Source organism: Streptomyces sp. NPDC000880 (assembly GCF_053599675.1).
This window is the reverse complement of sequence record NZ_JBSFMS010000116.1, coordinates 1-22748: the sequence shown is the minus strand read 5'-3', so window position 1 is coordinate 22748 and position 22748 is coordinate 1. Positions and strand designations below refer to the sequence as shown.

General features: G+C 67.0%; 26 protein-coding genes and 4 pseudogenes. 21 read left to right on the top strand and 9 right to left on the bottom strand.

Going from position 1 to position 22748, the window contains the following annotated elements; translation table 11 throughout:
* From ACWDO5_RS28450 to ACWDO5_RS28430, 5 genes and pseudogenes are all read left to right on the top strand, one after another.
* Positions 1 to 344, top strand: a pseudogene (locus ACWDO5_RS28450) (hypothetical protein); the annotation flags it as partial.
* 64 nt (positions 345 to 408) lie between these two features.
* A complete protein-coding gene (locus ACWDO5_RS28445) occupies positions 409 to 753 on the top strand; it encodes a Ku protein (RefSeq protein ID WP_450533222.1) in 345 nt (114 codons plus the stop codon).
* A 251-nt stretch (positions 754 to 1004) separates the two neighbouring features.
* Positions 1005 to 1316 (top strand): hypothetical protein, encoded by a 312-nt coding sequence (locus tag ACWDO5_RS28440; RefSeq protein WP_450533221.1) that lies wholly within the window; start codon positions 1005 to 1007, stop codon positions 1314 to 1316.
* 480 nt (positions 1317 to 1796) lie between these two features.
* Complete coding sequence (locus tag ACWDO5_RS28435) at positions 1797 to 2603, top strand: SAM-dependent methyltransferase (protein WP_450533220.1); 807 nt, start codon at positions 1797 to 1799, stop codon at positions 2601 to 2603.
* A gap of 754 nt (positions 2604 to 3357) precedes the next feature.
* Entirely contained in the window at positions 3358 to 4407 is a 1050-nt protein-coding gene (locus ACWDO5_RS28430; protein ID WP_450533219.1) for an LLM class flavin-dependent oxidoreductase, read from the top strand.
* A 225-nt stretch (positions 4408 to 4632) separates the two neighbouring features.
* Here ACWDO5_RS28430 and ACWDO5_RS28425 read toward each other — a convergent pair whose 3' ends face one another.
* Positions 4633 to 4803: a hypothetical protein gene (locus tag ACWDO5_RS28425; RefSeq protein ID WP_450533218.1), complete on the bottom strand. Its 171-nt coding sequence runs from the start codon at positions 4801 to 4803 to the stop codon at positions 4633 to 4635.
* A 320-nt stretch (positions 4804 to 5123) separates the two neighbouring features.
* Entirely contained in the window at positions 5124 to 5303 is a 180-nt protein-coding gene (locus ACWDO5_RS28420) for a hypothetical protein (RefSeq protein WP_450533217.1), read from the bottom strand.
* Positions 5304 to 5865: 562 nt separating this feature from the next.
* On the opposite strand from ACWDO5_RS28420, the pseudogene ACWDO5_RS28415 reads away from it, so the two are divergent.
* Positions 5866 to 6090 (top strand): annotated as a pseudogene (locus ACWDO5_RS28415) (transposase); the annotation flags it as partial.
* A 68-nt stretch (positions 6091 to 6158) separates the two neighbouring features.
* Positions 6159 to 6333 (top strand): annotated as a pseudogene (locus tag ACWDO5_RS28410) (transposase); the annotation flags it as partial.
* A 121-nt stretch (positions 6334 to 6454) separates the two neighbouring features.
* Here the strand turns inward: ACWDO5_RS28410 and ACWDO5_RS28405 are convergent.
* Complete coding sequence (locus ACWDO5_RS28405) at positions 6455 to 7030, bottom strand: hypothetical protein (protein ID WP_450533216.1); 576 nt, start codon at positions 7028 to 7030, stop codon at positions 6455 to 6457.
* Between the two features lie 205 nt (positions 7031 to 7235).
* On the opposite strand from ACWDO5_RS28405, the pseudogene mobF reads away from it, so the two are divergent.
* The 3 genes and pseudogenes from mobF (at position 7236) to ACWDO5_RS28390 (ending at position 10070) form a co-directional block, all read left to right on the top strand.
* Positions 7236 to 7745 (top strand): annotated as a pseudogene (gene mobF / locus ACWDO5_RS28400) (MobF family relaxase).
* 575 nt (positions 7746 to 8320) lie between these two features.
* Positions 8321 to 9406: a TerC family protein gene (locus tag ACWDO5_RS28395; RefSeq protein WP_450533215.1), complete on the top strand. Its 1086-nt coding sequence runs from the start codon at positions 8321 to 8323 to the stop codon at positions 9404 to 9406.
* A 460-nt stretch (positions 9407 to 9866) separates the two neighbouring features.
* The gene (locus ACWDO5_RS28390) at positions 9867 to 10070 is read left to right on the top strand and encodes a cold-shock protein (protein ID WP_450533214.1); all 204 of its coding nucleotides are present in this window, start codon (positions 9867 to 9869) and stop codon (positions 10068 to 10070) included.
* 348 nt (positions 10071 to 10418) lie between these two features.
* Here ACWDO5_RS28390 and ACWDO5_RS28385 read toward each other — a convergent pair whose 3' ends face one another.
* Together ACWDO5_RS28385 and ACWDO5_RS28380 are read right to left on the bottom strand one after the other, a co-directional pair.
* The gene (locus ACWDO5_RS28385; protein ID WP_450533213.1) at positions 10419 to 10742 is read right to left on the bottom strand and encodes a CBS domain-containing protein; all 324 of its coding nucleotides are present in this window, start codon (positions 10740 to 10742) and stop codon (positions 10419 to 10421) included.
* The gene (locus tag ACWDO5_RS28380) at positions 10739 to 10954 is read right to left on the bottom strand and encodes a hypothetical protein (RefSeq protein WP_450533212.1); all 216 of its coding nucleotides are present in this window, start codon (positions 10952 to 10954) and stop codon (positions 10739 to 10741) included. The genes ACWDO5_RS28385 and ACWDO5_RS28380 overlap by 4 nt, the downstream gene beginning before the upstream one ends.
* A 35-nt stretch (positions 10955 to 10989) precedes the next feature.
* On the opposite strand from ACWDO5_RS28380, the gene ACWDO5_RS28375 reads away from it, so the two are divergent.
* The 7 genes from ACWDO5_RS28375 to ACWDO5_RS28345 all read left to right on the top strand — a co-directional run bounded on the left by ACWDO5_RS28375 (position 10990) and on the right by ACWDO5_RS28345 (position 16832).
* Positions 10990 to 11235 (top strand): hypothetical protein, encoded by a 246-nt coding sequence (locus tag ACWDO5_RS28375; RefSeq protein ID WP_450533211.1) that lies wholly within the window; start codon positions 10990 to 10992, stop codon positions 11233 to 11235.
* A gap of 229 nt (positions 11236 to 11464) precedes the next feature.
* A complete protein-coding gene (locus ACWDO5_RS28370) occupies positions 11465 to 12136 on the top strand; it encodes a GntR family transcriptional regulator (RefSeq protein WP_450533210.1) in 672 nt (223 codons plus the stop codon).
* Between the two features lie 85 nt (positions 12137 to 12221).
* On the top strand, positions 12222 to 12986 hold the full coding sequence (locus tag ACWDO5_RS28365; RefSeq protein ID WP_450533209.1) for a fumarylacetoacetate hydrolase family protein: 765 nt from the start codon (positions 12222 to 12224) through the stop codon (positions 12984 to 12986).
* A 243-nt stretch (positions 12987 to 13229) separates the two neighbouring features.
* A complete protein-coding gene (locus ACWDO5_RS28360; protein ID WP_450533208.1) occupies positions 13230 to 13943 on the top strand; it encodes an ABC transporter ATP-binding protein in 714 nt (237 codons plus the stop codon).
* On the top strand, positions 13940 to 14806 hold the full coding sequence (locus ACWDO5_RS28355; RefSeq protein WP_450533207.1) for an ABC transporter permease: 867 nt from the start codon (positions 13940 to 13942) through the stop codon (positions 14804 to 14806). The genes ACWDO5_RS28360 and ACWDO5_RS28355 overlap by 4 nt, the downstream gene beginning before the upstream one ends.
* Positions 14803 to 15669: an ABC transporter permease gene (locus ACWDO5_RS28350; protein ID WP_450533205.1), complete on the top strand. Its 867-nt coding sequence runs from the start codon at positions 14803 to 14805 to the stop codon at positions 15667 to 15669. The genes ACWDO5_RS28355 and ACWDO5_RS28350 overlap by 4 nt, the downstream gene beginning before the upstream one ends.
* A gap of 131 nt (positions 15670 to 15800) precedes the next feature.
* Positions 15801 to 16832, top strand: coding sequence for an ABC transporter substrate-binding protein (locus tag ACWDO5_RS28345; protein ID WP_450533204.1), 1032 nt, complete (start codon positions 15801 to 15803; stop codon positions 16830 to 16832).
* Positions 16833 to 17340: 508 nt separating this feature from the next.
* Here the strand turns inward: ACWDO5_RS28345 and ACWDO5_RS28340 are convergent.
* Positions 17341 to 17883 (bottom strand): FadR/GntR family transcriptional regulator, encoded by a 543-nt coding sequence (locus tag ACWDO5_RS28340; protein WP_450533203.1) that lies wholly within the window; start codon positions 17881 to 17883, stop codon positions 17341 to 17343.
* A 328-nt stretch (positions 17884 to 18211) separates the two neighbouring features.
* Here ACWDO5_RS28340 and ACWDO5_RS28335 point away from each other — a divergent pair, with 328 nt between their 5' ends.
* A complete protein-coding gene (locus ACWDO5_RS28335) occupies positions 18212 to 18469 on the top strand; it encodes an ATP-binding protein (protein ID WP_450533202.1) in 258 nt (85 codons plus the stop codon).
* Between the two features lie 193 nt (positions 18470 to 18662).
* Entirely contained in the window at positions 18663 to 19079 is a 417-nt protein-coding gene (locus ACWDO5_RS28330) for a hypothetical protein (protein ID WP_450533223.1), read from the top strand.
* A 23-nt stretch (positions 19080 to 19102) separates the two neighbouring features.
* Here the strand turns inward: ACWDO5_RS28330 and ACWDO5_RS28325 are convergent, their stop codons facing one another.
* A complete protein-coding gene (locus tag ACWDO5_RS28325; RefSeq protein ID WP_450533201.1) occupies positions 19103 to 19477 on the bottom strand; it encodes a DUF6262 family protein in 375 nt (124 codons plus the stop codon).
* 451 nt (positions 19478 to 19928) lie between these two features.
* Complete coding sequence (locus ACWDO5_RS28320) at positions 19929 to 20057, bottom strand: hypothetical protein (protein WP_450533200.1); 129 nt, start codon at positions 20055 to 20057, stop codon at positions 19929 to 19931.
* Between the two features lie 103 nt (positions 20058 to 20160).
* Between ACWDO5_RS28320 and ACWDO5_RS28315 the strand changes: the two genes are divergently transcribed.
* Positions 20161 to 20964 (top strand): hypothetical protein, encoded by an 804-nt coding sequence (locus ACWDO5_RS28315; RefSeq protein ID WP_450533199.1) that lies wholly within the window; start codon positions 20161 to 20163, stop codon positions 20962 to 20964.
* A gap of 195 nt (positions 20965 to 21159) precedes the next feature.
* On the top strand, positions 21160 to 21696 hold the full coding sequence (locus ACWDO5_RS28310) for a YcxB family protein (RefSeq protein WP_450533198.1): 537 nt from the start codon (positions 21160 to 21162) through the stop codon (positions 21694 to 21696).
* A 310-nt stretch (positions 21697 to 22006) separates the two neighbouring features.
* Here ACWDO5_RS28310 and ACWDO5_RS28305 read toward each other — a convergent pair whose 3' ends face one another.
* Complete coding sequence (locus ACWDO5_RS28305; RefSeq protein WP_450533197.1) at positions 22007 to 22651, bottom strand: site-specific integrase; 645 nt, start codon at positions 22649 to 22651, stop codon at positions 22007 to 22009.
* Positions 22652 to 22748 lie beyond the last annotated feature (97 nt).

The following is a 22748-nucleotide window of genomic DNA, read 5'->3' as shown; positions in this document are numbered from 1 at the left end:
ATACCACCCGCCCATCCCCGGACACCGACCCAAACCGGATAAGAAACCGGTCTGAAGATCACTCTCAAACCACGCCGGTGGATCGAGGCTTAGGGATCGCAGAAGAACAACATGCGGGCGTGTGGAGCGCTGAACTGAGAGGTCAACTCGCCACTTCCGGTGGGCAGCAGCTCGAGGCGGACAGCCGGTACCGGAGTCGGCTTCTGGAGCTGACGACGGAGATCCTGATGCACGAATGGTGGGCGGAGGTCCCTCAGGGCGAGAAGGTGGCCGCGCGGATGGCGCTCAAGCACGTCGGCGACGAGCAGCCCGCCACGGCTGGTGCGGCGGCTCCCGCGCAGTAGCTCCCCGCGCCTCTCGCCGGTGCCGCTCGTACGCTGGTCACGGGGGTGCTAGGAGGACCTGTAGATGCCTTCCCTGCTTTCGACCGCGATCAGTTTCGGCCTGGTGACCATCCCGGTGTCGGTGGTGCCAGCCACGGAGTCGCACAGCGTTGCGTTCAGGCAAATCCACCTGACGGACTTGGGCCGCGTGCGGAACCGGAAGATCTGTGAGGTGTGCGGGCAGCAGCTCGGCCAGGACGAGATCGGCCGCGGCTGGGAGCTGCCCGCAGGTTCCTTTGCAGTTCCCGTAGTTCCTCCCGGAAGGCGGCGTTCTGCGGCCATGTGGACTCGTCTCCGCCGGGGTGGGCTTCCTCGAAGGTACGCAGTCGGGGGTGCCACTTGGCCAGGAACAGTGCGAGCTCGAAGTTGAGAATGTCCAAGGCCAATTCGTAGACGGAGTGCCCCTTGGCGGGGGGAAGTGGAGCTGCGTCTGATTCGAGGGGCTCACGGTACAGATCGAACAGCGTCTTGAGGGAGGTGAGAGCCTCCCTCAAGACGCCGCTGCCGTCCTCCAAAGGGCGCGCGGCGATACGGGTCGCGGCCTGGAAGAACATCCGCTGCGCCGCCTGACGCATGTCCCTTTTTTCCTGGCGTCACGCCGGACGGGAGCCGCACCTCATCGTGAAGAAGAAGCACCGCCCGCCGAACGCGCTGCGCCTGATCGACCCGGGCGTGCGCGAGATGCTGGCCACCATGAAGCAGCTCGCCCGCTACTGGGAGAAAGCCCGGCAGCAGGGCGACCCGAAGACCAGCCCCACCATCGAAGCCCTTGCCGAGATCCTGTTCATGGGCCGTCAGGTCCGCCTGCACATCCGGCGGGTCGCCCAGTCCGCACCGCCCGCGCGCTGGGCGGACCGGAGATGCGCGAGAACTTCGCCACCCGCATCCTCGTCTACTACACCCTCCGGCCGCCGCCGACAAGCTCGACTCTGACCGCCCTGGGGCTGATCGACGAATACCGGTTCATCCTCAATCCCCTCCTGCAAGGCGGGGGGACGCGCCTTTTCAGTGGCGACTATCCCAGGACTCCCCTTCAGCTGCAGGCAACAAGACGTTTCGCCTCCGGCGCCGCCGTCCTGTACTACCGTCCCTCCCCAGCAGGCTGAAGAGCCGTTTCACGCGGCGGCTCGCGGTCCTGTCGACCGGCTGTGCCGGATGAGTGGCGGGCGTCCTCAGCGGCCTGGATCGACTGTCCGTCGGCGACAGAGGCGTAGAACCGCGCGGCGTACGTGATCGCGCCGGCGTCGCCGACCTCATCCGACATGCCGATGGCGAAGGGAACCGCGTTGAGCAGGCTCTTGCAGCGGCCTCACCGTAGCGGGTCGGCGGCCGGGCCGTCCGCCGCGCGTGGCTCCGTGTGAAGGCCATCCATCCGCTGGGTGGTGGCCCAGAACGTGTGTGAAGATTTCGCTCATGAGCGATCAGCAACTCTCCTTGACAGCAAGGCTTCAGACGGACCGTCCGCACTCGGCACGCGTCTGGAACCACCTGCTGGGCGGGAAGGACAATTACCCCGTCGACGCCGAGATGGGGGGCATGATCCTGCAGACGTTCCCGGACATTGCCCGTATTGCCCGCCAGCAGCGGTACTTCCTCGCCCGCGCGGTGCGCTTCCTGGCGGGCGAGGCGGGCATCCGCCAGTTCCTGGACATCGGCACCGGCCTGCCCACCGCCAACAACACGCACGAGGTGGCGCAGCGGGTGGCGCCTGACTGCAAGATTGTTTACGTCGACAACGATCCGCTGGTCCTGACCCATGCCCGAGCCCTGCTGACCAGCACAGCCGAAGGTGCGTGCGCTTACATCGACGCCGACGTACGCGACACGGCGACGATCCTGGAGGAAGCCGCCGAAACCCTCGACTTCACCCAGCCCATCGCGCTGACGATGCTGGGGATCATGGGCCAGCTCCCGGATTCCGACAACCCGTCGGCCTTGGTCGACGAACTGGTCGCCGCGGTCCCGCTCGGCAGCTACCTGGCACTGAGCGACGGCACCAACACGAACGGGACCCTGAACAAGGCCATCGAGACCTACAACGGCAACTCGGCCAACTCATACCACCTGCGCCCACCCGAGCAGATCGCCACGTTCTTCCACGACCTGGACCTCGTCGCCCCCGGCGTCGTCGTGACGTCACAGTGGCGCCCCGACACATCCGGACCGGACGCAGAGCCCGCAGGAGTGGACGCGGTCTGCGGTATCGGCCGCAAGGTCTGAGGGGCAGCCGGCGGATCGCGCCGCCGGTCGCCATCCCCGCTGCGTGGAGGCCGGCCAGGACGGGTTACGTGACCTCCGGTCCCGGCCTGCGCCGCGGCGTACTGTCCCCCGTGGCGCAGGCCGGGCCCGGAGCACTGCTATGCCCGGGTCGAAGGCCACCGGGCCCGAATCTCGGCTACCGCAGCCGAATACGAGACCGCACTCGCAGCCTGACCACCACACCAATGGTGTCCGTCAAAGCGGAACAAGCTCACGGGAGCACCGATGAGCCATGCCTTGCGGCTGCCCGCGCCGTATGGCTCGCCGGGCCAATCCAGCTGGGACAGCGGCGAGGGACGTACCTGGCTGGAGGACCGCATCGACGGCGGCCGGCGGCCGGGGGAGTGGGACGGGCAGCGCTGGCTGTTCACCGGTGATCTGGTCAACCCCGCACGTCCTCCTCCAGCCGCCGGACCCAGCGCTGCTACCTCATCGTCAATACCCGCAACATCTTCTGCTCCCCGTGCGCCGAGCAATTGAAGGCTTCCGGGCTGGACCCGGACGAGTTCGGCGGCGCGATGCCTGGGCCCGGTGCCGGCGCCAGAGCTGTCGGAATACGGCCAGGGGGGCGAGACCCCGCCCCCCTGGGCAACCGACTCCGGACACCAACTGCGCTACGCCCACTGGACAGTTGGGGGCCCGCGTCCACACTCTCGGGAGAGGTAACCAGCCCGGCGGTCCGTACCGCCCGTTCCCGCTTCGGAAGGTGACGCCCGTGAAGTTCAGCTATGCGATGCTCCCCGACTATCCGCTCCAGGAGTCACTGGCCTCGATCAGGCTCGCCGATGAGCTCGGCTTTCACGCCTGCTATGCCGCCGACGAGACCTGGCACAAGGATCTGTGGCTGCTCTTTGCCGCGGCCGCCGGCCAGACCAGCCGGATCCGTCTGGGCCCGAGCGTGTCCCCGGTCACGCTCCGGGAACCCACCCTGATCGCTCAGGCCCTGGCCACCCTTGACGAGCTGTCCGGCGGGCGGGCGGAAGGCGTGCTGTCCAGCGGGAACTTCGGGCTGCTGGCTCAGTACGGCATCGATTGGGCCCGCGCTCGGCCGTTGTCCCGGGTCAAGGAGGCGCTGCATGTGGTGCGTACCCTGCTGGACGAGGGAGCCATCTCGTACGACGGCGAGTTCTTCACCTACCACGGGCTGTTCACCTTCGCCCGCCCCGTCCAGGAGCGCGTGCCGCTCAAGCTCGGGGCGATGCGCGGGCCCAAGTCCTTCGAGGCGGCGGGCGAGTGGTCCGACGGCTGCCACCACGCGCTGAGCTACACGCGAGAGGCGTACGACTACGCGGTGCGGCACATCCGGGCCGGAGCCGAGCGGGCGGGGAAGGACTGGCGGTCACTGGACATAGGTGCCTGGGTCGTTTTCGCCACCGGGCCCGACTCCGCGACCGCCAAGGACGCGGCCCGCAGCATGGTCGGCATCTATGCCTCCTCGATGCCCGAGGAGCAGCTGCGCCGCAACGGGGTCGACCCGGGCGAACTCAAACCGGTCATCGACGCCATCGCCGCAGGTGACCTCGCCCGCGGCATCGAGTTGACCACGCCCGAGACCGCCGAACGCCTCTCCATCGCGGGCACCCCCGAGGAGTGCCTGGAGAAGATCCAGCGGGAGATCGCTCCCAGCGGCGTCAACCACATGATCTGCGCCGTCACCGACCGCACTCTCGTCAAGGCCTTCACCGGCCGTGACCTCGCGGGCGTGGCCGATGTGAACACCCAGCTCCGCCTGATCCACGACAAGATCATGCCCGCCTTCGCCTGACCCGTGCCGTCCCTGCCCTGCCTCCCGCCTTCGGCATCAGGCGACGACCGGACGCGAAACGCCCGGTCAATCCCGGTGACGGAGGCCAGGGAGGCGTGAGCGGCGCTGCGGGCCGCGCCATCCGGGCATCGGGCCGCTGATGCTGTGTAGCGGGGCAGTGACCCATCTGTACGCCTGCGTCGGCGTGCTCACAGCGCGCACTGGGTGTGATCAGCGGTGTCGTGTTCAAGTGGGTTCTGCTGGATCAGGAGTTTGCGAAGGGCGGGTGAACTCGGCCAGCACTGCGCCGAGCAGGCGGGGCAAGGGCGTCGAATTGTTCCGGCGCAGGGTCACCAGCCGGGTCTTCCCGCTGATGTACGTGGACATGATGCCCGCCTCGCGCAGCGGAACTGTCATCCCCTCGGGGCTGCAGGTGGTTTTCGCCGTCCGTTGTCAGGCGCCGCAGCAGCAGACGGGTTCTTCCTCGCCTTCCTCCGTGCCTTGCCGATACTCAGGGAGGGGTCCACAGCCCGCTTCTGACCCTCTTCAGGAAACCGACGTCCAGCAGGCCGCCTGCATCGACGCCGAGCCCGCCCGCAGCGGCGGATGCGGAGCGACACGGGAGCCTGGACACCGGCTGAGGCCGGGTCCACAAGCAGCCTGCCCATACTGGCACGGGACTCCGCCGAGCCGGGAGGCGAGCATCGCCTGGGCCGTGCCGCGCGGGCCGTCCCGCGTCAGCTCTGCATGGGCGTGAACGGCCGTACCTGCTGCGGGAGCCCACCCGCCCCCGGCGCCCCCCATCGCATCACCTGCTCCAGATCCCGCACAGTGCGCTCAGCTTCGCTGCGCACCTGCGCGGGAATGTCACCGCTCTCCGCTACGAGCCGGTCGTAGATCGGCGCCTCCTGCCACACGTTCAACCAGTCCTTTCCAGGGGCCACTTCCACTTCCGCCAGCCGGAAGCCTGCCGAGTGTAGAACGGGCCCGGGAGAGCATGTGTCTCCTGTCCGACAGGCGGTTGCCGCGGGCGGCCGGACGAACCGTTCCTGCCACTGCGCCGGTTGCGGACTGCTAAGAATGTGGGACATATACAGCTTTCTAGGAGGGGTGTTGACCGCGCAGCGTCACGGACAGACGACCACGGCAGTCCCGGCCGTGAGACCGTCAAGCGGTGCCGGGGTGACGAACGGCGGCGACTGTGGCCTCGCCGCGCTCGACGCGACTGTGTGGAGCAGCCGTCTCAAGGACGCGTGTGTCCACGGCGGCCTCACCGCCGATCTGGGTGTCGAGATCCTCCGACACACGGCTGCCGACCTGATGTCGCTGAGGGACCTGCGCATGGTGCTTCTGGTCGCCGACGACGGCACGGACTGGCACCGGTGCGTGAGGCGGTCATGGCCCACATCGCCCTCAGCCCCAAGACGGTACGCGGACCACTGCAGCTGCATACTCAGCTCGAGATGTGGCCGCCCACCGATCAAGCCCGTCTACACCGCGCCGACCGAAGAGGCTGCTCTGGACCGGTTCTCAAAGTTCGCCGAGGTGTGGGGGAAGAAGTATCCGGCGATCGTCAGGTTGTGGGAGAACGCGTGGGAGGAGTTCACCCCGTTCCTGCGGTTCGACACCGAGATCCGCCGGATCGTCTGCACGACCAACGCGATCGAGTCGGTCAACGCCCGCATCCGCCGGGCGGTCATGGCGGCTGTGCCGCTCACGTGTACGGGAACGCGGCCGACCGGCCGGAGCGGGTGCGGCGGTATCCGTCGGACATGACGGACGCGGAATGGGCCGTGGTCCGGCCGCTGCTGCCGGTGCCGGCCTGGCTGGAAGGCCGGGGCGGGCAGCCGGAGGGCTACTGCCACCGCGATGCTGGACGCGGTCCGCTACCTGCTTGACAACGGCATCAAATGGCGGGCGATGCCGGCCGATTTCCCTGCGCGTCGATGCCCAGGCCCGCCGCGGATGGCCCCGCCCGGTGGTCGGGGCCGCTCACGCCTGCGGCGATCGACCGAGACCTGTCATCGAGGTCGCGGTTCGCCCGGGCGAAGCCCAGGGCAGGCCGCGCTCAGCCGGGGGACATGCCCCGTTCGTTGTCGAAGAAGCTGCGTATGCGGTACTCGGTCTCGGCCACGACGATGTGAGGGCACACGCGTCGCAGTTCCTCCACCAGCGGCCATATGGTGGCCGTGGTGATGTGCGGTGCTCCGTACGTGGTGTGGGCAACCTTGCCCACCTCCAGGAGCAGCGCCATCTCGTCGGTCTGCTTCCGCTCGTCGTACTCTTCGACGTCCACCATGACCCCTGAGACGCGTCCGACCTGAAGCGGGCGCACCGCGGTCACCGCGTCCAGCGCGTAGGTGCGGGTGCGCCCGTACCGCTGCCGCAGCAGCAACCGTCGCCGGTCACCCGTCTCCACCCGCACTTCGACCACCGACCTCCACGTACGCACCCATTCCCGTCCCGAGAGCCCGATCCCGAAGATGGTCCAGAGCCCGAGCAGGAAAGCCACGACCGGCAAGACGAAGGAGAACAAGACCGTCAGCGGCGGCAGCACGCCGATGGTGACGGCTCCTTCCTCGAAGATCCACGGCTTCTTGTACCCGGCCCGCCAGCGGAACACCACGGTTCCCGTGTCATCCATGTACACAGGATCGGCGCCCACACCACCGAGCGCCACCCTCCGGGACCGGGCGTCGAGCGGCAGCCGCAGATGCAAGGTCAATCTGACCTGTGCAAGGTCAGCCGCCGCAGCAGTTGCGGCAGCTGTTCGGTGAGGGAGGCCGGCACCCGGACGCGGAGGGGATCGTCGCCGATCGGCTGGCCGCGGGGGACAGTCGATCGGCGGCGTGGCGGGCAGGTGCGTTGGGCGCCGGGTGAAGGTCACGGGTGTCGACTTCGTGTTCCGCCCGCAGCCGGCGATCTACCTGTTGTGGGCGCTGGGTGATGAGGAGACCCGGCGGGTGATCGAGGCCGCGCACGAGCGGGCGATCGAGATGGTGTTGGAGTGGATCGAGGACCAGGTGGCGGTGATCCGGTTCGGCAGCGGCGGCATCCACCGCACGCGTCCGTCCGGTGGTCTGGTCGCGGCGCGCTTCCGTCACTACGAGGCACGGTCCGGGATGCCGTTGCTGCATGACCATCTGCTGTTGTAGGGGCAGCGCCCGGACGGCACGTGGGGGTCGGTACACACCGAGGCCCTGCACGAGAACACCGTCGCCGCGTCCGCGCTCTACAACGAAATCGTGATGGCTGAGGTCTGTGAGGCGTTGGGGCTGGCTTCCGAGCCGCGCACGGTCACGCCGGGCCGCCGGCCGGTCATGGAGATCGCCGGTGTCCCGCACGAGTTGATCGGCTGAACCGCCCGGCGCGGCGAGCAGATCGCCGCCTGCCTCACCGAGCTGGAGACAAGGCCGTGGTCCAGGGGAAACGCACCGCGCCGATGCGCACCCGGTGCGCGGTGCCGGACCGGAGGATGCGCACCGGTGCGCCGGCGAATCGAGACGATGCGCACCGACCGCACCAGGCGGTGCGCATCGCCGCATCGGATGCGCACCAGGTGCGCACGGCGGTGTACTACCGGTGCGCACCCGTCCCGGAGAGCGCCTCGCCCGCCGCTGGGCTCCCGGCCGACAGCGGCGGCCGCCGCCACACAACAGCCCTCCCGCTGCCCCACCTCTGAAACAGGAGCCACACGACGATGACATGGCAGTGGATCGGTCTGGCGATCTTCTCGGCTCCGGCCAGGCGCGGGATCGCGTTGAGGGGGCCCGTCCACGACCCGGGCGCGCTCTGACACATCTACGACGAGGGACGGCACCGGGGCCGGGGTGCCGTCCCTTGCGGGCGCGGGCGACAAGGGTGAAGTACTGGGTCAGACTTTCTACAGAGGCAGGCTGTCTTTCTCACCCCCGTCCGTGTGAGGGGTTCGTTCGTGCTTGAGGTGCCGTTCTGGCTGTGGGCGGCGTTCGCCGTCACGGTGGTCGTGTCGCTGGCCGTGGACCTGCTGGCGCACCGGGAGGCGCATGTCATCGGGTTCAAGGAAGCCGCCGCCTGGAGCGGCGTGTGGGTCAGCCTCGCACTCGTCTTCGGCGCCGTCGTCTTCCTGGTTCTGGGCACGACGCCGGGGGTGGAGTACACCACCGCGTGGCTGCTGGAGAAGAGCCTGTCGGTCGACAACCTGTTCGTCTTCGCGCTGATCTTCGCCTACTTCAAGGTGCCACGCGCCTACCAGCACCGCGTTCTGTTCTTCGGTGTCATGGGCGCTCTGGTGTTCCGCGGAATCTTCCTTGCCGCCGGTGTCGCCGTGGTCAGCCGCTTCACTGCAGTGCTGTTCGCCTTCGCGGCGGTCCTCTTCTACAGCACCTACAAAATCTTCAAAGAAGAAGAGGGCAGCTTCGACCCGGGCAAGAGCATCGCCGTTCGGCTCCTGCGCAAGGTCATGCCAGTGCGGGACGAGTACGCCGGGATGAAGTTCTTCGTCAAGGAGGCCGGCAAGCGCGTCGCCACCCCGCTGCTCGCGGTCGTCGCCGCGATCGAGGCAGCCGACCTGATCTTCGCCGTGGACAGCGTGCCCGCCGTGCTCGCGGTCAGCGACGACGCCTTTATCGTCTACACCAGCAACGCGTTCGCCATCCTCGGTCTGCGGGCGCTGTACTTCCTGCTTGCGGGCCTGCTGGACCGATTCCACTACCTGAGCAAGGGCCTCGCGCTGATCCTCGCCTTCATCGGCGTGAAGCTGATCCTCCAGGCATCCCACGAGCTGTTCAGCGGCAGCATTCCGGAGATCCCGTCTACGGTGAGTCTGGCGGTCATCGTGGCAGTCCTGGCGGTGTCCGTCGTACTGAGTCTCAGGCGCCCGGTCCAGCCAGCCGAGGAAGGAACTGTCTCGGATCCCGGACGGGATGGGAACGGCGTCGCCTCCCGCGCGGCTGACGAGCAGCACCCGGCGCAGGAACGGAATTCGGGGTTCGGGGCGGACGAGACGCGTCGGCCGGGCGACCCTCCGCAGGACAGCTGACCCAGCCTCTCTGCGGTCACCCCTGGCGGGCCTGCCCGTATCGCCGTCGCCAGATCGCCCCGGGGCTCCGGGGCCGTGACTTGGCCGCCTACCCTCTTGCAAAATTTGTCCCATTTTATTACAAATCTATTTACCCTGGATGTATGCGCAGCGACGAGCGTGAGACGGCACCGCAGGCCGGATACATCTGCCCAGCGTGCAACGGCCCTGTGACTGCGGAGATCAAGCGACACAAAACAATGGGAGTCTTCGTCCCCGTCTGGAAACCGGGCCCCTGCCACAACCGCAGCTGCCCGAAGTACGTGCCAGGCGATAAGAGTCCCGGGAGCAGCGGGCCGGAGCAGTGAGAGGACCGGGCCGGGCGTTCACTGGAAGCGGGGGGACAGCCGTACGACTGACCGCTGGCCGCGCTCATCCGGCAGCACGGTGCGGGAGCCGATTTCGAGTCCTTGGAGGACACATGGCTACTGGAACCGTCAAGTGGTTCAACTCGGAAAAGGGCTTCGGCTTCATCGAGCAGGATGGTGGTGGTCCGGACGTCTTCGCCCACTACTCCAATATCGCCACGTCGGGCTTCCGTGAGCTGCAGGAGGGCCAGAAGGTGACCTTCGACGTCACGCAGGGCCAGAAGGGCCCGCAGGCGGAGAACATCCTCCCCTCGTAGCAGCGGAGCGTTTTCGGCGCCCGTTCTCCGTCGGCGGGGCGGGCACTGGCGCGTACGCGGCGCCCGTGAGCTCACGCCGGACCGTAACGCACCGTGGCTTCGATCCTTCAGGACGAAGGGTGGAGCGGGTCTCCCCGGGGGGACGGTGCAGTCCCGATCGCCGGGCATCTCGTCCCGGGTGAGAATCGGCTGGGAGATCGATCCCTTGCCCGGGCGTCTGCTGTACGACGGCCGCACCTGCCTGTGTCTGCGCGGGCTGGGCCGCTGTCTTACCGCCTGGCCTGGCCCGGAGTGCAGCAGCAGAGATGGGGTGGCCTGGGTGTAGGGCCCGCACGGCCACTCAGCGGTTCACTGGTTGGGTTCAGCCGAGCTGATGTCGCCCAGCGCCGAGCTGGGGTCGCGCTCGGCGGCCAAGTCACCGAGGGAGACGATGCCCACCGGGCGCCCGTTCTCGACGACTGGCAGCCGGCGCATTGCCCGTTCCCTCATCAGCTGCACGCCGCGGCCAATGTCGTCGTCGGGGGAAACGGCGACCAGGTCGGCGCTGCACGCCGCCGCCACAGTGGTGTCTTCGACATTCTTCCCGTCGGCAAGGACCCTCACCACCGGGTCCCGGTCGGTGACCAGACAGGCCACACCGAAGGCGTTGGGCGGACCATGAAGGGAAGTCACACCGTTTCGAAGACCATGCGAAGGACGGTGTAGCGCCCCTCGCGCATGAAATTGAGCGCCGTACGTTCCTCTCTGATGATGTAGGAAACTGCCATTTCGCCGATGAGTGCGGCACCGCGAGTTCGATTTGCCTGGGCCCGCTCCAGCCAACTCTGTACGGTCGATACGCCGTCTTCCGGGTCGCTCCGCACCTCCAAGACCTTGCGCGACAACCGCACCGGGCTCCGGCTGCGCTGGCTCGCCCACGGTGTCCCCGCGGTCGGTCGGCAGGGGTATCCACGGCCAGCTCGGTGGCTTCCGGTCGGTACAGCAGGCGGCCCTGATCGAGAAGCGCCGCAGGGTGGCCCGCCAAGTCGCCGACGGACGGCGCTGGTTGCCGCTGGCTGAGATCCGGCAGGCGATCGGATCCCTCCGGCTGACGGCGGGTTCGGAGCATGCCGATCACGTCCTGGACTGGGTGGACCGCTTCGACGGCGCCTCGCCACGATCATGATCGCCGTGGTGGCCGGCTCCGGGATCGCCGGCATCCTGGGCGCGCTGCTCGCCAGCGCAGCTGGATCATGGCGCGCCGTAACTGGCCGAAGCTTTCAGGAGCGGCGGGCGCACCGGAGCAAGCTCCATTGACTTCGGGCTCATATCATATATGTTTCCTCCCTGTGACGGTGGTCACAGAGGAAGGGCCATATCGAGGTTCCTGACGGGGACGACAAGGGGGCGCGGGCGTGTCCGATCTGAAATCGCAGAGCATCTACCGCGCGCTGCGGGAGCGGATCCTGAGCAATGAGCTCGTCTCCGGCAGCCGCCTGGTCCTACGGGACATGGCCAACCAGTACGAGACCAGCGACATCCCCGTCCGGGAAGCGCTGCGGATGTTGGAGCGCGACGGGCTCGTCGAGATGGTCCCGTATCGCGGCGCGCGGGTGACCACGCTGACCGCGAGGGAGATCGAGGAGACCTACTTCATCCGCGGTCACCTGGAGAGCATCGCCACCGGGTTGGCCGCCGAGCGAATCACCGCTGCCGAGTTCGGAACGCTCGACGAGTTGATGGCGCAGATGCGCAAGGCGGTCGATGCGCAGGACGGCCCGGGTTTCTCCGACCTCAACCGCGAGTTCCACCAGACGATCGTCGCTGCCTGCGGCAACGAGATGCTCCGCGAACTCACCATGGACATCTGGCAACGGCACTCCGGCTTCCAGCGGGTGTTCCGGATGGTCCCCGAGCGGCTGGCGGCCTCCCAGGCCGAGCACGAGGAAATCGTGGCTGCGCTCCGCGCCCGCGACTCCAAGCGGGCGGCGAGGCTTGCGCTGTCGCACAAGCTTTCGGTAGGCGACACCGTCAGCAAGCTCGTCGAGGACACCGCAGAACCACCCGCCGCCGGGTTGAACGCATGAAGCTCGCCCACGACGCGCACGACGGCACGCCGCGCTCCGGCGCCGACGAATACAGCAACGACTCACGCGAGAGGAAGGAAATCCATTGAAGATCGTTCGTTACCAGACGACCGGCCCGGCCGCCTGGGGGGTCCTCGAGGATGGCTTCGTGCTGGCCGCCGAGGGGACGCCCTTCGTGGACCTGCGCGCCACGGGGCAGACCATCGGCTCCGCGGACGAGGTCACCCTGCGCGCTCCAGTCACCCCGCGCACCGTGCTCTGCGTCGGGCGTAACTACCGGTCCCACGCCGAGGAGTTCGGCAACAAGGTGCCCGATGAGCCGCTGCTGTTCCTTAAGCCATCGGCTTCGGTGGTCGGACCGGGCGAAAACGTGGTCTATCCCCAGCTCTCCCGTCGCCTGGATCCCGAGGCCGAGCTAGTGCTCGTGATCGGGAAGCGGGCGCAGCGGGTTGCGGCGGCCGATGCGTGGGACGTCATCGGCGGCTACACGTGCGGCAACGACATCACCGCCCGCGACATTCAGAAATCCGACGGCCAATGGACGCGAGGCAAAGGCTTCGACACCTTCTGCCCGATCGGGCCGTGGGTGGAGACGGAGTACGACCCGACCGATGTTGCGGTCTCCTGCACCGTCGACGGTGAACGCCGCCAGGACGGCCGCACCAAGGACCTGATCTTCCCGATCCCGTACCTCATCGAGTACATCACCCGGTTCACCACCCTGGAGCCGGGCGACGTGATCCTCAGCGGGACACCCGAGGGGGTGCGGCCGGTGCAGCCCGGCAACACGATCACGGTTGAGATCGAGGGTCTCGGGTCGTTGTCCAACCCGGTGGTGGCCGAGGGGTGAACTCCGACCGGCTCGTCTACGACGAGTCCGAGCACGTTGACGGCGGTCAGCAGGCGTATCGGCGCCTGGGGAGCGACACATCCCGACAAGAGAGAACGACATATTCCGACAAGACTTGAGGAGCGTGACGGCGTGACCCGGACGGTGCTCGCAGGCGACACAGTCGCAGTACAACTGGACAGGGTCTACAAAGCGTTCGTCCCACGGGGGAGAGCTTCTGATCCACTCCTGGCTCTGGAGGACGTGTCCTTCACCGCCGCCGAGGGGGAGTTCATCAGCCTGGTGGGTCCCTCTGGCTGTGGCAAGTCAACTGTGCTCAACCTGCTCGCGGGTCTGTCGAAGCCGTCTTCGGGCAGGGTCGTCCACGAGGGCAAGCCGGTGCGTGGCATCAACACCGCCATCGGATACATCACACAGGACGACAACCTGCTGCCTTGGCGGTCGATGCTGACGAATGTGGAGTTCGGCTTGGAGCTCCGCGGCATGGGCAAGGTCGAACGTCGTGAGCGCGCACGTGAGTTCATCCATCTGGTAGGACTGGACGGCTTCGAAACCCACTACCCGCACGAGCTTTCCGGCGGCATGCGCAAACGGGCCAGTATCGTGCGGACGCTTGCGTACGACAGCCGGGTGGTCCTGATGGACGAGCCGTTCGGTCCGCTGGACGCGCAGACGCGAGTGATCCTGCAGGATGAGCTGCTCAAGCTCTGGGAAAGGTCCAAGCCCTCGGTCCTCTTCGTCACCCACGACCTGGTAGAGGCGATCGCCCTGAGCGACCGCATCTTGACGTTCACCGGACGCCCTGGACGGATCAAGCGGGAGTACGAGGTCAACCTGCCGAGGCCGCGCGACGTCTACCACATCCACGAAATGGACGGCTTCAAGGAGCTCTACGACGCTCTCTGGGCGGACATCCGCGACGAGATTAGCACCAGCCAGGGCGGTGAAGCGGCATGAATGTCAACGCGCTGCTCACGAAGAGCCCTCCCAGGGCGGACAGCACGGCTGCAGCGGTCCTGGCGTCGGTATGCAGGCAGGCGCGGTCCACGGACCTCAGGACCAAGACTCAGGTCTATGGCGGGATCACCCTGTTCGGCATCACGGTGCTGCTCCTGTGGGAGTTCGCGATCGGTTTCATCGTCGAACCACGCTATGTGAGCAAGCCCTCTGAGGTCGGCGCCCGTCTCGTCGAGCTAGCGCTGGACGGCATCTTGTGGCAGCACATCGGTGCCACGATGAGCGCCGCGGGCGCCGGTTACATCATCGGCGTCGTGGTCGGCCTGGCTGCGGCGATGATGCTGGTCGCCTTCCCATTGCTGGACGAGATCTCCGCCCCATTCCTGGCGGCGTTCTACTCCGTGCCGAAGATCGCGCTCGCGCCACTGTTCATCATGTGGTTCGGCCTCGATGCCCTTCCCAAGGTCCTGCTCGCCGCTTTGATGGTGTTCCTCATCGTCCTGGTGAACAGCGTCGCCGGCGTGCGCGGCATCAGTCCTGGCTTGATCGACGTGTCGAGGGTCTTCGGAGCCAAGGGCTTGCTTCTGGCTCGCAAGGTCGTGCTACCTGGCGCCGCGCCAGCGGTCATGGCGAGCATCCGGTTGACGTTCACGCGCGCCATGGTCGGCGCGATCCTCGGCGAGTTCATCGCCTCGACGCAGGGGTTGGGCTTCCTCATCGTCCGGGCGTCGCGCCAGTTCGACACGGCGACGGTCTTCGCGGGAGTCCTTGTAGTGGCGCTGCTGGTGATGCTCGTCAACGCAATCATCCGCGCCGCGGAAGCACGTCTTCTGCCCTGGAGCACATCGGAGGTGCGAGGATGACAGCGACTCTGGCGCCTGGGCGGCGGCATGACCCATCCGATGCCGGGCGCGTCATCGCTGACGAACACCAGCGTGCGAGGTCGGCTCAACGCTTCCGACGCCGGCTGGTCCTGCTGAGCCGCCTCGCAATCGTAGTCGGCACGCTGGTCGGCTGGACCCTCGCCTCCGGCACGCTGATCCGCCCACTGTTCGTCAGTACTCCGTCGGCGGTGGCCGAACAGCTGGTTGAGTGGTCCGTCTCGCCTGATTTCTGGTTCCACGTCAGGTTCACCCTCGTGGCCGCAGGCCTGGGCTTCCTGTTCGGCGCCCTGGCGGCAGTGGCAATGGCATGGCCACTCGCCTTGCGCAGAACCATTTTCCGGGTGGTGGAACCGTACTTCCTTGTCGCCTACTCGGTGCCAGCGGTCGCCCTGGGGCCGGTCTTCATCCTGTGGTTCGGCATTGGACTGCTGCCCAAGGTGGTGCTCGCCAGCTATTTCGTCTTCTTCGTCGTTTTCATAAACACCGTTGAAGGCATCAGACAGGTACCACCGGGCCTCCTGGACGTGAGCCGGGTGATGGGTTCCTCCACCTGGCAGACGATGCGCTCGGTGATGCTCCCCAGCGCCCTGCCCTACATCCTCGCCGCGCTGAGGAGCACTCTTCCGGCCGCCATGATCGGCGCCGTGGTGGGCGAGTTCATCGCGTCCAATCGCGGCATCGGCTACCTCACCCGGGAGGCAGCCGGTCGATACCACACCGCCGGGGTCCTGGCCGGGGTCATCGTCCTCGCGACGATCGTGCTGATTATGGGGATAGCGCTCAAGCCATTGTCCCGAGCGCTGCGTTGGCAGCCCGAAGTGAGGCTGCGCGGGGGCGGGTGAGATCGATGCCGGTACGTGCGGCTACGGCTTCATCGCTCATCAGTTAACGCTCACATCCCCGCTGTACCGGAATCTCGATCCGGCGGTCAAACCCTCGTCCCATCGGCAGACGAACTCAACGAGGAGTGCACATGCGAGCCAGACTAGGCAGGACCATCGCTGGCGGCGCCATCGCGTCCCTGCTCCTGGCGGGATGTGGTAGCGGGGCGACGTCGGGCGACGGGGTCACCACGATCAAGATCGCATCCGCCCCAAACGTCTTCCTCTCGGCCCTGTACGTCGCGCAGGACGACGGTCTCTTCGCCAACGAGAACCTGAAGGTGGAGATAGTCGAGGTTGAGAGCGGGAACGACAGCATCGCCGCTCTCGCCTCCGGACGGGCGCAGTACGCAGACGTCGGCTTCGAGGACCTCGTGGAACTGAGCTCTCAGGGCGAGGATTCAATCGTCATGGCTCACAGCATCTTGAACCGCGTCACACTCACTCTGGTGATGAGCAAGAAAACCGCTGAGAGCAAGGGCGTCAACATGAATGGGCCGGTCCAGGACCGCCTGCGCGCCCTGAAGGATGTCAAGATCGGCATCACTTCCCCCGGCTCCCCCTCAGACACCTACCTACGCTTCTACCTGCGTTCGGTGGGGCTCAACCCTGACCGCGACGTCGAGATCGTACCGATCGGTGGCGCGTCGGCGCTGCTCGCAGCTCTCGAGCAGGGCCAGATCGGCGCCTACAACCTGTCGCCGCCCACCCCCTACATCGCAGAGCAGAAAGGCTTCGGCATGGTCATCGTGGACGGGCCGAAGGGTGAGATCGAAGCCCTGGACGACTTCTCGTACACGTCGTGGGGCGTGAACCGTGAGTGGGCCACAAAGAACGCCGAGGCTGCCGCCGCCTTCAGCCGGGCGTTGACCACCGCCACAAAGAAGATCAAGTCGGATCCGGCAGCGGCCACCGACCAGATCCTCGACCACCTCGGCGGTTACGACCGGGCTGAAGTCTTGCGCACCCTCGAGGCAATGAAGGGCGCATTGTCCGACGACGGTTGCTTCAAGACCGACGTCGTGCAGGGAACGCTGAACACGATGCTCGAGTTGGAGGTAATCGACGAGAAGGCGGACGCCGCCGAGGGCGCCTTCTGGACGAACGAGTACAACGACTGCTGACCGCCCGATCTTGTAACGGGGGTCGCTAACGAGTTGTGCGCAGTAGCGGGGTCCGGCGTGGCGTCTTGACCAGGATGTAGACGGCCGCACAGATCTGCTGATTGTGTCGATCAAGCGGGTCCGTGCGGCCTTCACTCATTGTGCCTTCACTGGAGTCAGCCGCAACCACCTGGGTCTGCTGCTGACCGAGCTACAACCAGCCTGGTCCACAGCTCAGGAAGGCCTGCTACACGCCCGACGAGGACGGGCACGGCTACGCCGACGCGGCGCCGGCCGCCACCAACGTCTGAGCTTCACCGACCGGGTCGTGCTGACCCTGGTTCACTCCGGGCGGGCCGAGGAACTGAGTGCCCCCGAACGGCTTGACAAACTGTGAGACTTCGCTGGCGGCCTTGGTGGCCGCTGGCAGGCTGGTCCCGCGGTGAGGGATGACTCGTTGACAATTGGCCGTCATAGGGGCATCAGGGCCCTCCAGTGTCCACTCTGCGGCCGGTGACAAGCCCGGCCGTCACGCCTTACGCTGCAACCGGGACAGCTGGTTGCGTACGCCGTCGAAGTGGGCGTGCATCGCCGAGACGGCGGCGGCCTTGTCGCCGGTGGCCACGGCGGTGTAGATGTCGCGGTGTCGGCGGACGACGTCGGCCGGGGCCTCGATGGGCGGGCCCAGGTCGTCGCGCAACTGGTGGTAGACGTCCCAGAAGGCGCCGAGCAGCTGACCGACCAGTGGATTGCCCAGCGGCCGGTACAGCACGTCATGGAAGAGCCGGTCGGTCTCCGGCGAGACACCGTCCACCCTCGCCTCGGCCTCCATCCGCGCCATCACCTCAGTGACCGCGGACCGGTCGGCCTCCCGATGCTTGTCGATGAGCTGCTGGACCAGGCCGCTCTCCAGGACCTCGCGCACCTCGATGAGGTAGCCGAGCTGGTTGCGCCCATCCTGAAGGCTGATCCGGCTGTGGAAAGCCAGTCGGCACGCCCAAAGGTCGGGGGCCGGGTTGGTGACCGCCCTGCTGGACGACTGGTTTGAGCTGCTGATCTTCGAACGGCGCACGAGCCCTGATCGAGGTGCTGCTGTTGCACCGGAGGATGCCGCCCGCAGCCGTCCAGCTGGGCATGGCCGCAGCGATCAGAGCGGGCTCCATCAGTCCGGACGCGCCGTGAGACCGGAACCGGAGCCCTTGCCGGGCGAGGCGGACGACCCGCCGCCGTGGGCGGGACCCAGCGGAGTGACGGCCCGCAGAGCACAGATTCCCGAGGACAAGCGCCCCTTGCCGTCAGTGGACCCCTATGACCAGCTCCTGACCCGACGCCAACCGAAAGGCACCGCATGAGCACTTCCACCGCATCCACGACCAAGCGGGTTCCACAGCCTCGCCAGGATGCCGCCGCGGAAAGGGGCGGCCGTCGAGACGGTCATCGACGAAGCCTGCCGGGCCCTGCACCTGCCCACCATCCGCAGTCGCGTCGAAGAGATGGCCGCCGCCGCACAGCGCGAGCGCGCCAGCAACAGGGACTTCTTGGCAGACCTGCTGGAAGCCGAGTGCGCCGAACGCGACGAACGCCGCAAGCAACGACTCGTCAGGGACGCCAACTTCCCCCGCCCTAAACGGCTGGAGTTATCTGGGGTAGCGGTGTAGGGGCCTGGCAAGGTCGCTGTTCAGGAAGCTGCGGACGCGTCCGAAAGGTGGCTGAGGTTCATCCTCTGCCCAGTTGGAAGTAAGTCGCTGTCCTGTTGGAATGGTGCATCCGTAGGATCACGTCATGACTGCCGATGCCCCGCTCACCCGAGAGTCGTTCCGGCGCCTCCAGCCGATTAGCGCGCCCAGGCCGGTGTCTCAGTTGCCGGATCGTGTCTGGACTGACGAGGACTGGGACCGGATCCGGCGCGGATATCGGGCCCGGGACATGGATGAGAAGTGGAACGTCTTCGTCGAAGGCGATGTCGTTTTCATGCACCGAAGTTGGACCGGTCACGGCGTCTATGAGGCGTCCTTTGCCCCCGTGGCTGGTGGTGGGAGGAGGATCGCCTCTGCTGTGGTGGAGGCCGATGGGGAGCGCTATCGGGGCATGGGCGACGAGTACGACTGTCTGATGATGGAGCTGATCATCAGCGCGATCGTCCTTGGTGAGCCCGCCGCCGAACTTCGGTCCGGTCTTGTGGGGTTGACTGCCCGGGCTTCGGGGAAGAGCGATCTTCCCTCGGGTGTGGTGGAGCACAGTGCTCTGGGATTGCGTTCTGGATCGTGAGCTCTGGAGCCAGGCGAGTGCTGTCACGGTCTCGGGTTATGTGACTGGATCACGCGTTGCAAGCGCAGGATCTCGCCGTGTGCCGCGGCCAGTCGTTGTTCGAGCTCTTGGACGCGCTCTCGGTGGGTGGTGCGCTCACGGCGGAGGGCTTCGGTAAGGGCATGAATCACGGTGCCGTCGTCAGCTGAGGGTGCCTGCGGGGGAGACTGGTTCTCGGTCCGTTGCTGGCCGCGCAAGGTCTCGATGCGTTGGCGCAGGTCGGTGTGGGCATAGAGAAAGTCCAGGCTGACGCCCGCTGCGCGGGCGACGGCCCGGAAGTTGATCTCCTCGCTCTCCTTGATCAGCCTGCGGATGCCCGCCTCCGCTCGGGGTCCCAGTAGTTCTCGCCGAAAAAACAACGCTAAGGACTGAGTCGCAGGTCAGGCCCGTGGGCTCCAGAGGGGCCGTGGCCTTCTGCTCGTCGTGCTCGCGCAGCATGCGCATGACGGTGGCGGGTGAGGGGTGCTGTCCCTTCTTCGCGCCCGAGGTGATGACGAGCTTCTTGGCGATGTCGCGCAGGCTCATCTCCTGGCCGCGCAGGTGGAGGGCCATGGACAGCATGGAGTCGTCGGTGACGCCCGCGCCGCCGATGGTCTTGCCGCGCTTGCGGGCGGATTCGTGGCCTTCGAGGGTGCGGGTCACGGCGACCGGCACGACTTCCTTGGGTTCAGCATTTCCGGGGGTTCTTCGGCGGGAACTCGGGGCTGTTACCGGCTGTCGTGGGCGGCTGGGGTCTTGGGTTCTTGTCGTGCGCACGGTAGATGTCAGTGGGATGCGCAGGGTCATGTCAGTGCGTTCGCAGAGTCGGTGTCAGTAGTCAGTGACGGCAGGCGTGGTGTCGGCGGATGTCCGGGAGCGCAGAGCTGCCGCGTCGGTCAGCGCGCCGGCGTGCTGTTCTCTGAGCTGTCGGTTCTTCTCGGCCAGCAACTCATATGCCACCGCAATCTCGCTGGAGGAACTCCGGCCCAGCAACTGTCCAAATGACGTCGGAGGATACGTCCGAGCAGGTCCGTTGTCAGAGCAGTGCGCTTCACTGTCCGCCATGAAGCTCACGCAGACGACCGTCAACGATCTGCTGGCTCAGCTCGGCCCGGCAGACGGCTACACGTACCTGCCCGGCGACCTGGACCCGCAAGCTCTGACCGACCTCCTCGCCAGCAGGTACGGAGCCCCACGCACCCTCGTCCTCGACGGCTTCGCCGATCCGACGGTCGATGATTCCAGGGGCGCGGCTCTCCTCGTCCCTTTCGAGGACCGGGCCGTGAAGATACGGGCGTGGGCGTACGGGAATCAGTGGGTCGGCACGGGTACGGCGCGAGACGACGAATGCGTCGAGCGGCCGGTGCTGGTGGTCGCTCAGAGGCAGGTGCCCGAACCCTTGGCAGTCGCTCCGGACGAGGACGAGGACGTCGACTGGATGGAGCGGCTCATACGGATCACCGGCTGGACGCAGCCCGCCCAGCGGCCGGACGTGCACTGGGCGGAGGTGGAGTCGCGCCTGGGCACCGCGCTCCCGACCGACTACAAGCGCATGGTCGAAACGTTCGGCGAGGGCGCCTTCGACGCATATCTGAGCCTGAACCAGGAGCCGTGGACGGATCTCAGGGAGGACGGGCTACTCATCTGGGCGGGCACGGAGCACGAGGACCTGTACTGCTGGCGGGCCGACGGCGACGACCCCGACCGTTGGCCCGTCGTCGTCCGGTCCTTCGATGGCGAGGACATCCCCTTCGGCTACCAGGCCGCGCAGTTCGTCTGTCACATCCTCATCGACCCGCACCACCCGTTCACGATGGCCCGCTATTTCGACACCCACTGGTTCATGAACTACCGGGAGAGCGACTGACCGAACCCCACCGCCAACGGCATCCGCAGCCCAGTTGGAGGAGCCTTCGGAGAACAGGGCAGAAATACTCGTCTGCCACGGCAGGCTCACCAATTGAAATGAGGTCTGATGCCGAACCTCAGACTCAGGTCATTAGGACCTATGCTCCCGACCAGGCACTGGCGGGCCAGGCGCGGACCTGTAGGCTCCGCGCCCGTGGACGACATACGGCAGACAACCATCACCTTCAGCGGAATCCTGACGCGGGAGGAGTTCGACGAGGCCCTCGCAGCAACCGGATGGTTCCGACGCCTGCGGTGGCTCATTGTCGTGGCCGCGGCCCTGATGGCGGCGCTGAGCCTGAGGGCCTCCGCTCACGGCGGCCCGATCAACGCTGGTCTGTTGACGCTCGCTCTTGTCTACGGTGTGCTCGGCCTGTTCCTGCCCCCGCTGCTCGCTGGCCGTATGTTCCGTGCCGACCAGGCCACGGGGGAGAAGCAGGCCGTCATCGACGACGCCGGCTTCGTCGTCTCCCGCGGCTCCGAGGAACTCATGCGGGTGCCATGGCGCACCATGTACCGCTACTACGAGACGGAGCGGGTCTACGTCGTGACCGGCCGCCTCGGCTGGAAGGCCGGCCTGTTGATCGTGCCCAAGCGGCTGCTCACCAGGACCAGCGAGACCGAGCTGGTGGGCGTTCTGCTGGAGGCCCCGGTCCGCCGCTCCAAGAGCCGACGGACACACGGCCGCTAGCCTCTCCTCGCCAGGGCCGGGTTGCTGAGATCCGCATAAGGAGAAAGGCCGTTGGCCGGATTACCCTTCGGCTTGCCGCAGGTGACAACCGCGATGAGATCCTCATGACTTTCTCGTCGCTGTGAGTCATGGCTGACGAGGCGCCAACACGGAGTAGCGGCGCGTGGTCGCCGAAGCTCCCGACCTGGCCGACCACCACCTGAGCGGAAGAGCGCCACACGACAGATCTGCCTCGCCCGGACCGCCGAGGGCCCAACCGCCGTAGGACTGGGTGGCCGCCCTGACGACAACCCTGCGTCGCCAATGAGGTCTACTCGGCGCCCGTCGCGAACAGCAGCCGGTCGCGTACCGATCCCGACCACCGCCCGGAGGCGACGTCGAAGCGCGCGCATCCGTCGAGGATCGCCTCGGCCTGGGCCGGCGTGAGCACCGGTGCCGGCCCACGATCGCGGGTCCGGACGCGCACCACCGGGCTCACATGGTCGCTTTCGCGGTCCAGGTGAGCCAGGGCCCCGACGTATCGGCTGCGGGCCCGGCGCCCACCGACCCGGTAGAGCCGTCCGGCGACCGCCACCCCGTGCACATCCGCGTGATACCGGTAGAACGACAGCACCGCCGCCACCCGCAGCCCCACCGTCGACTCGGCCACCCCGCCGACGTGGGTGGCACCAGTACCCGGCAAACGGTGCACTCCGACTGGATCACCGGTCCGCAGCACCGTCAGGAACGGCAGGAACGACGGCAACGTCACCTCGTCCCACGCCAGTCCGGCCGCCGCCAGGTAGACCCACCACGCGTTCAGCGACGCGGCGTAGAAACGAAGAGTATGAGGCGACGCATCCCGGCCGACGCGCAGGAACTCCAAGAACTCCTCGACGGGCGCGATCGGCAGGTAGTCGTGACCGACCACCGTCCACGTCCGCCCATCACCCAACTCGATTCTCTGCACTGGCACGGCAGGGTCATTGCATGATCGAGATCTGTCTGGGTTCGTCACGTGAGACCGAGGGCTCGTAGGGGCCGGTGGTAGTCGCGGCCGGTGTGGCGGAGGG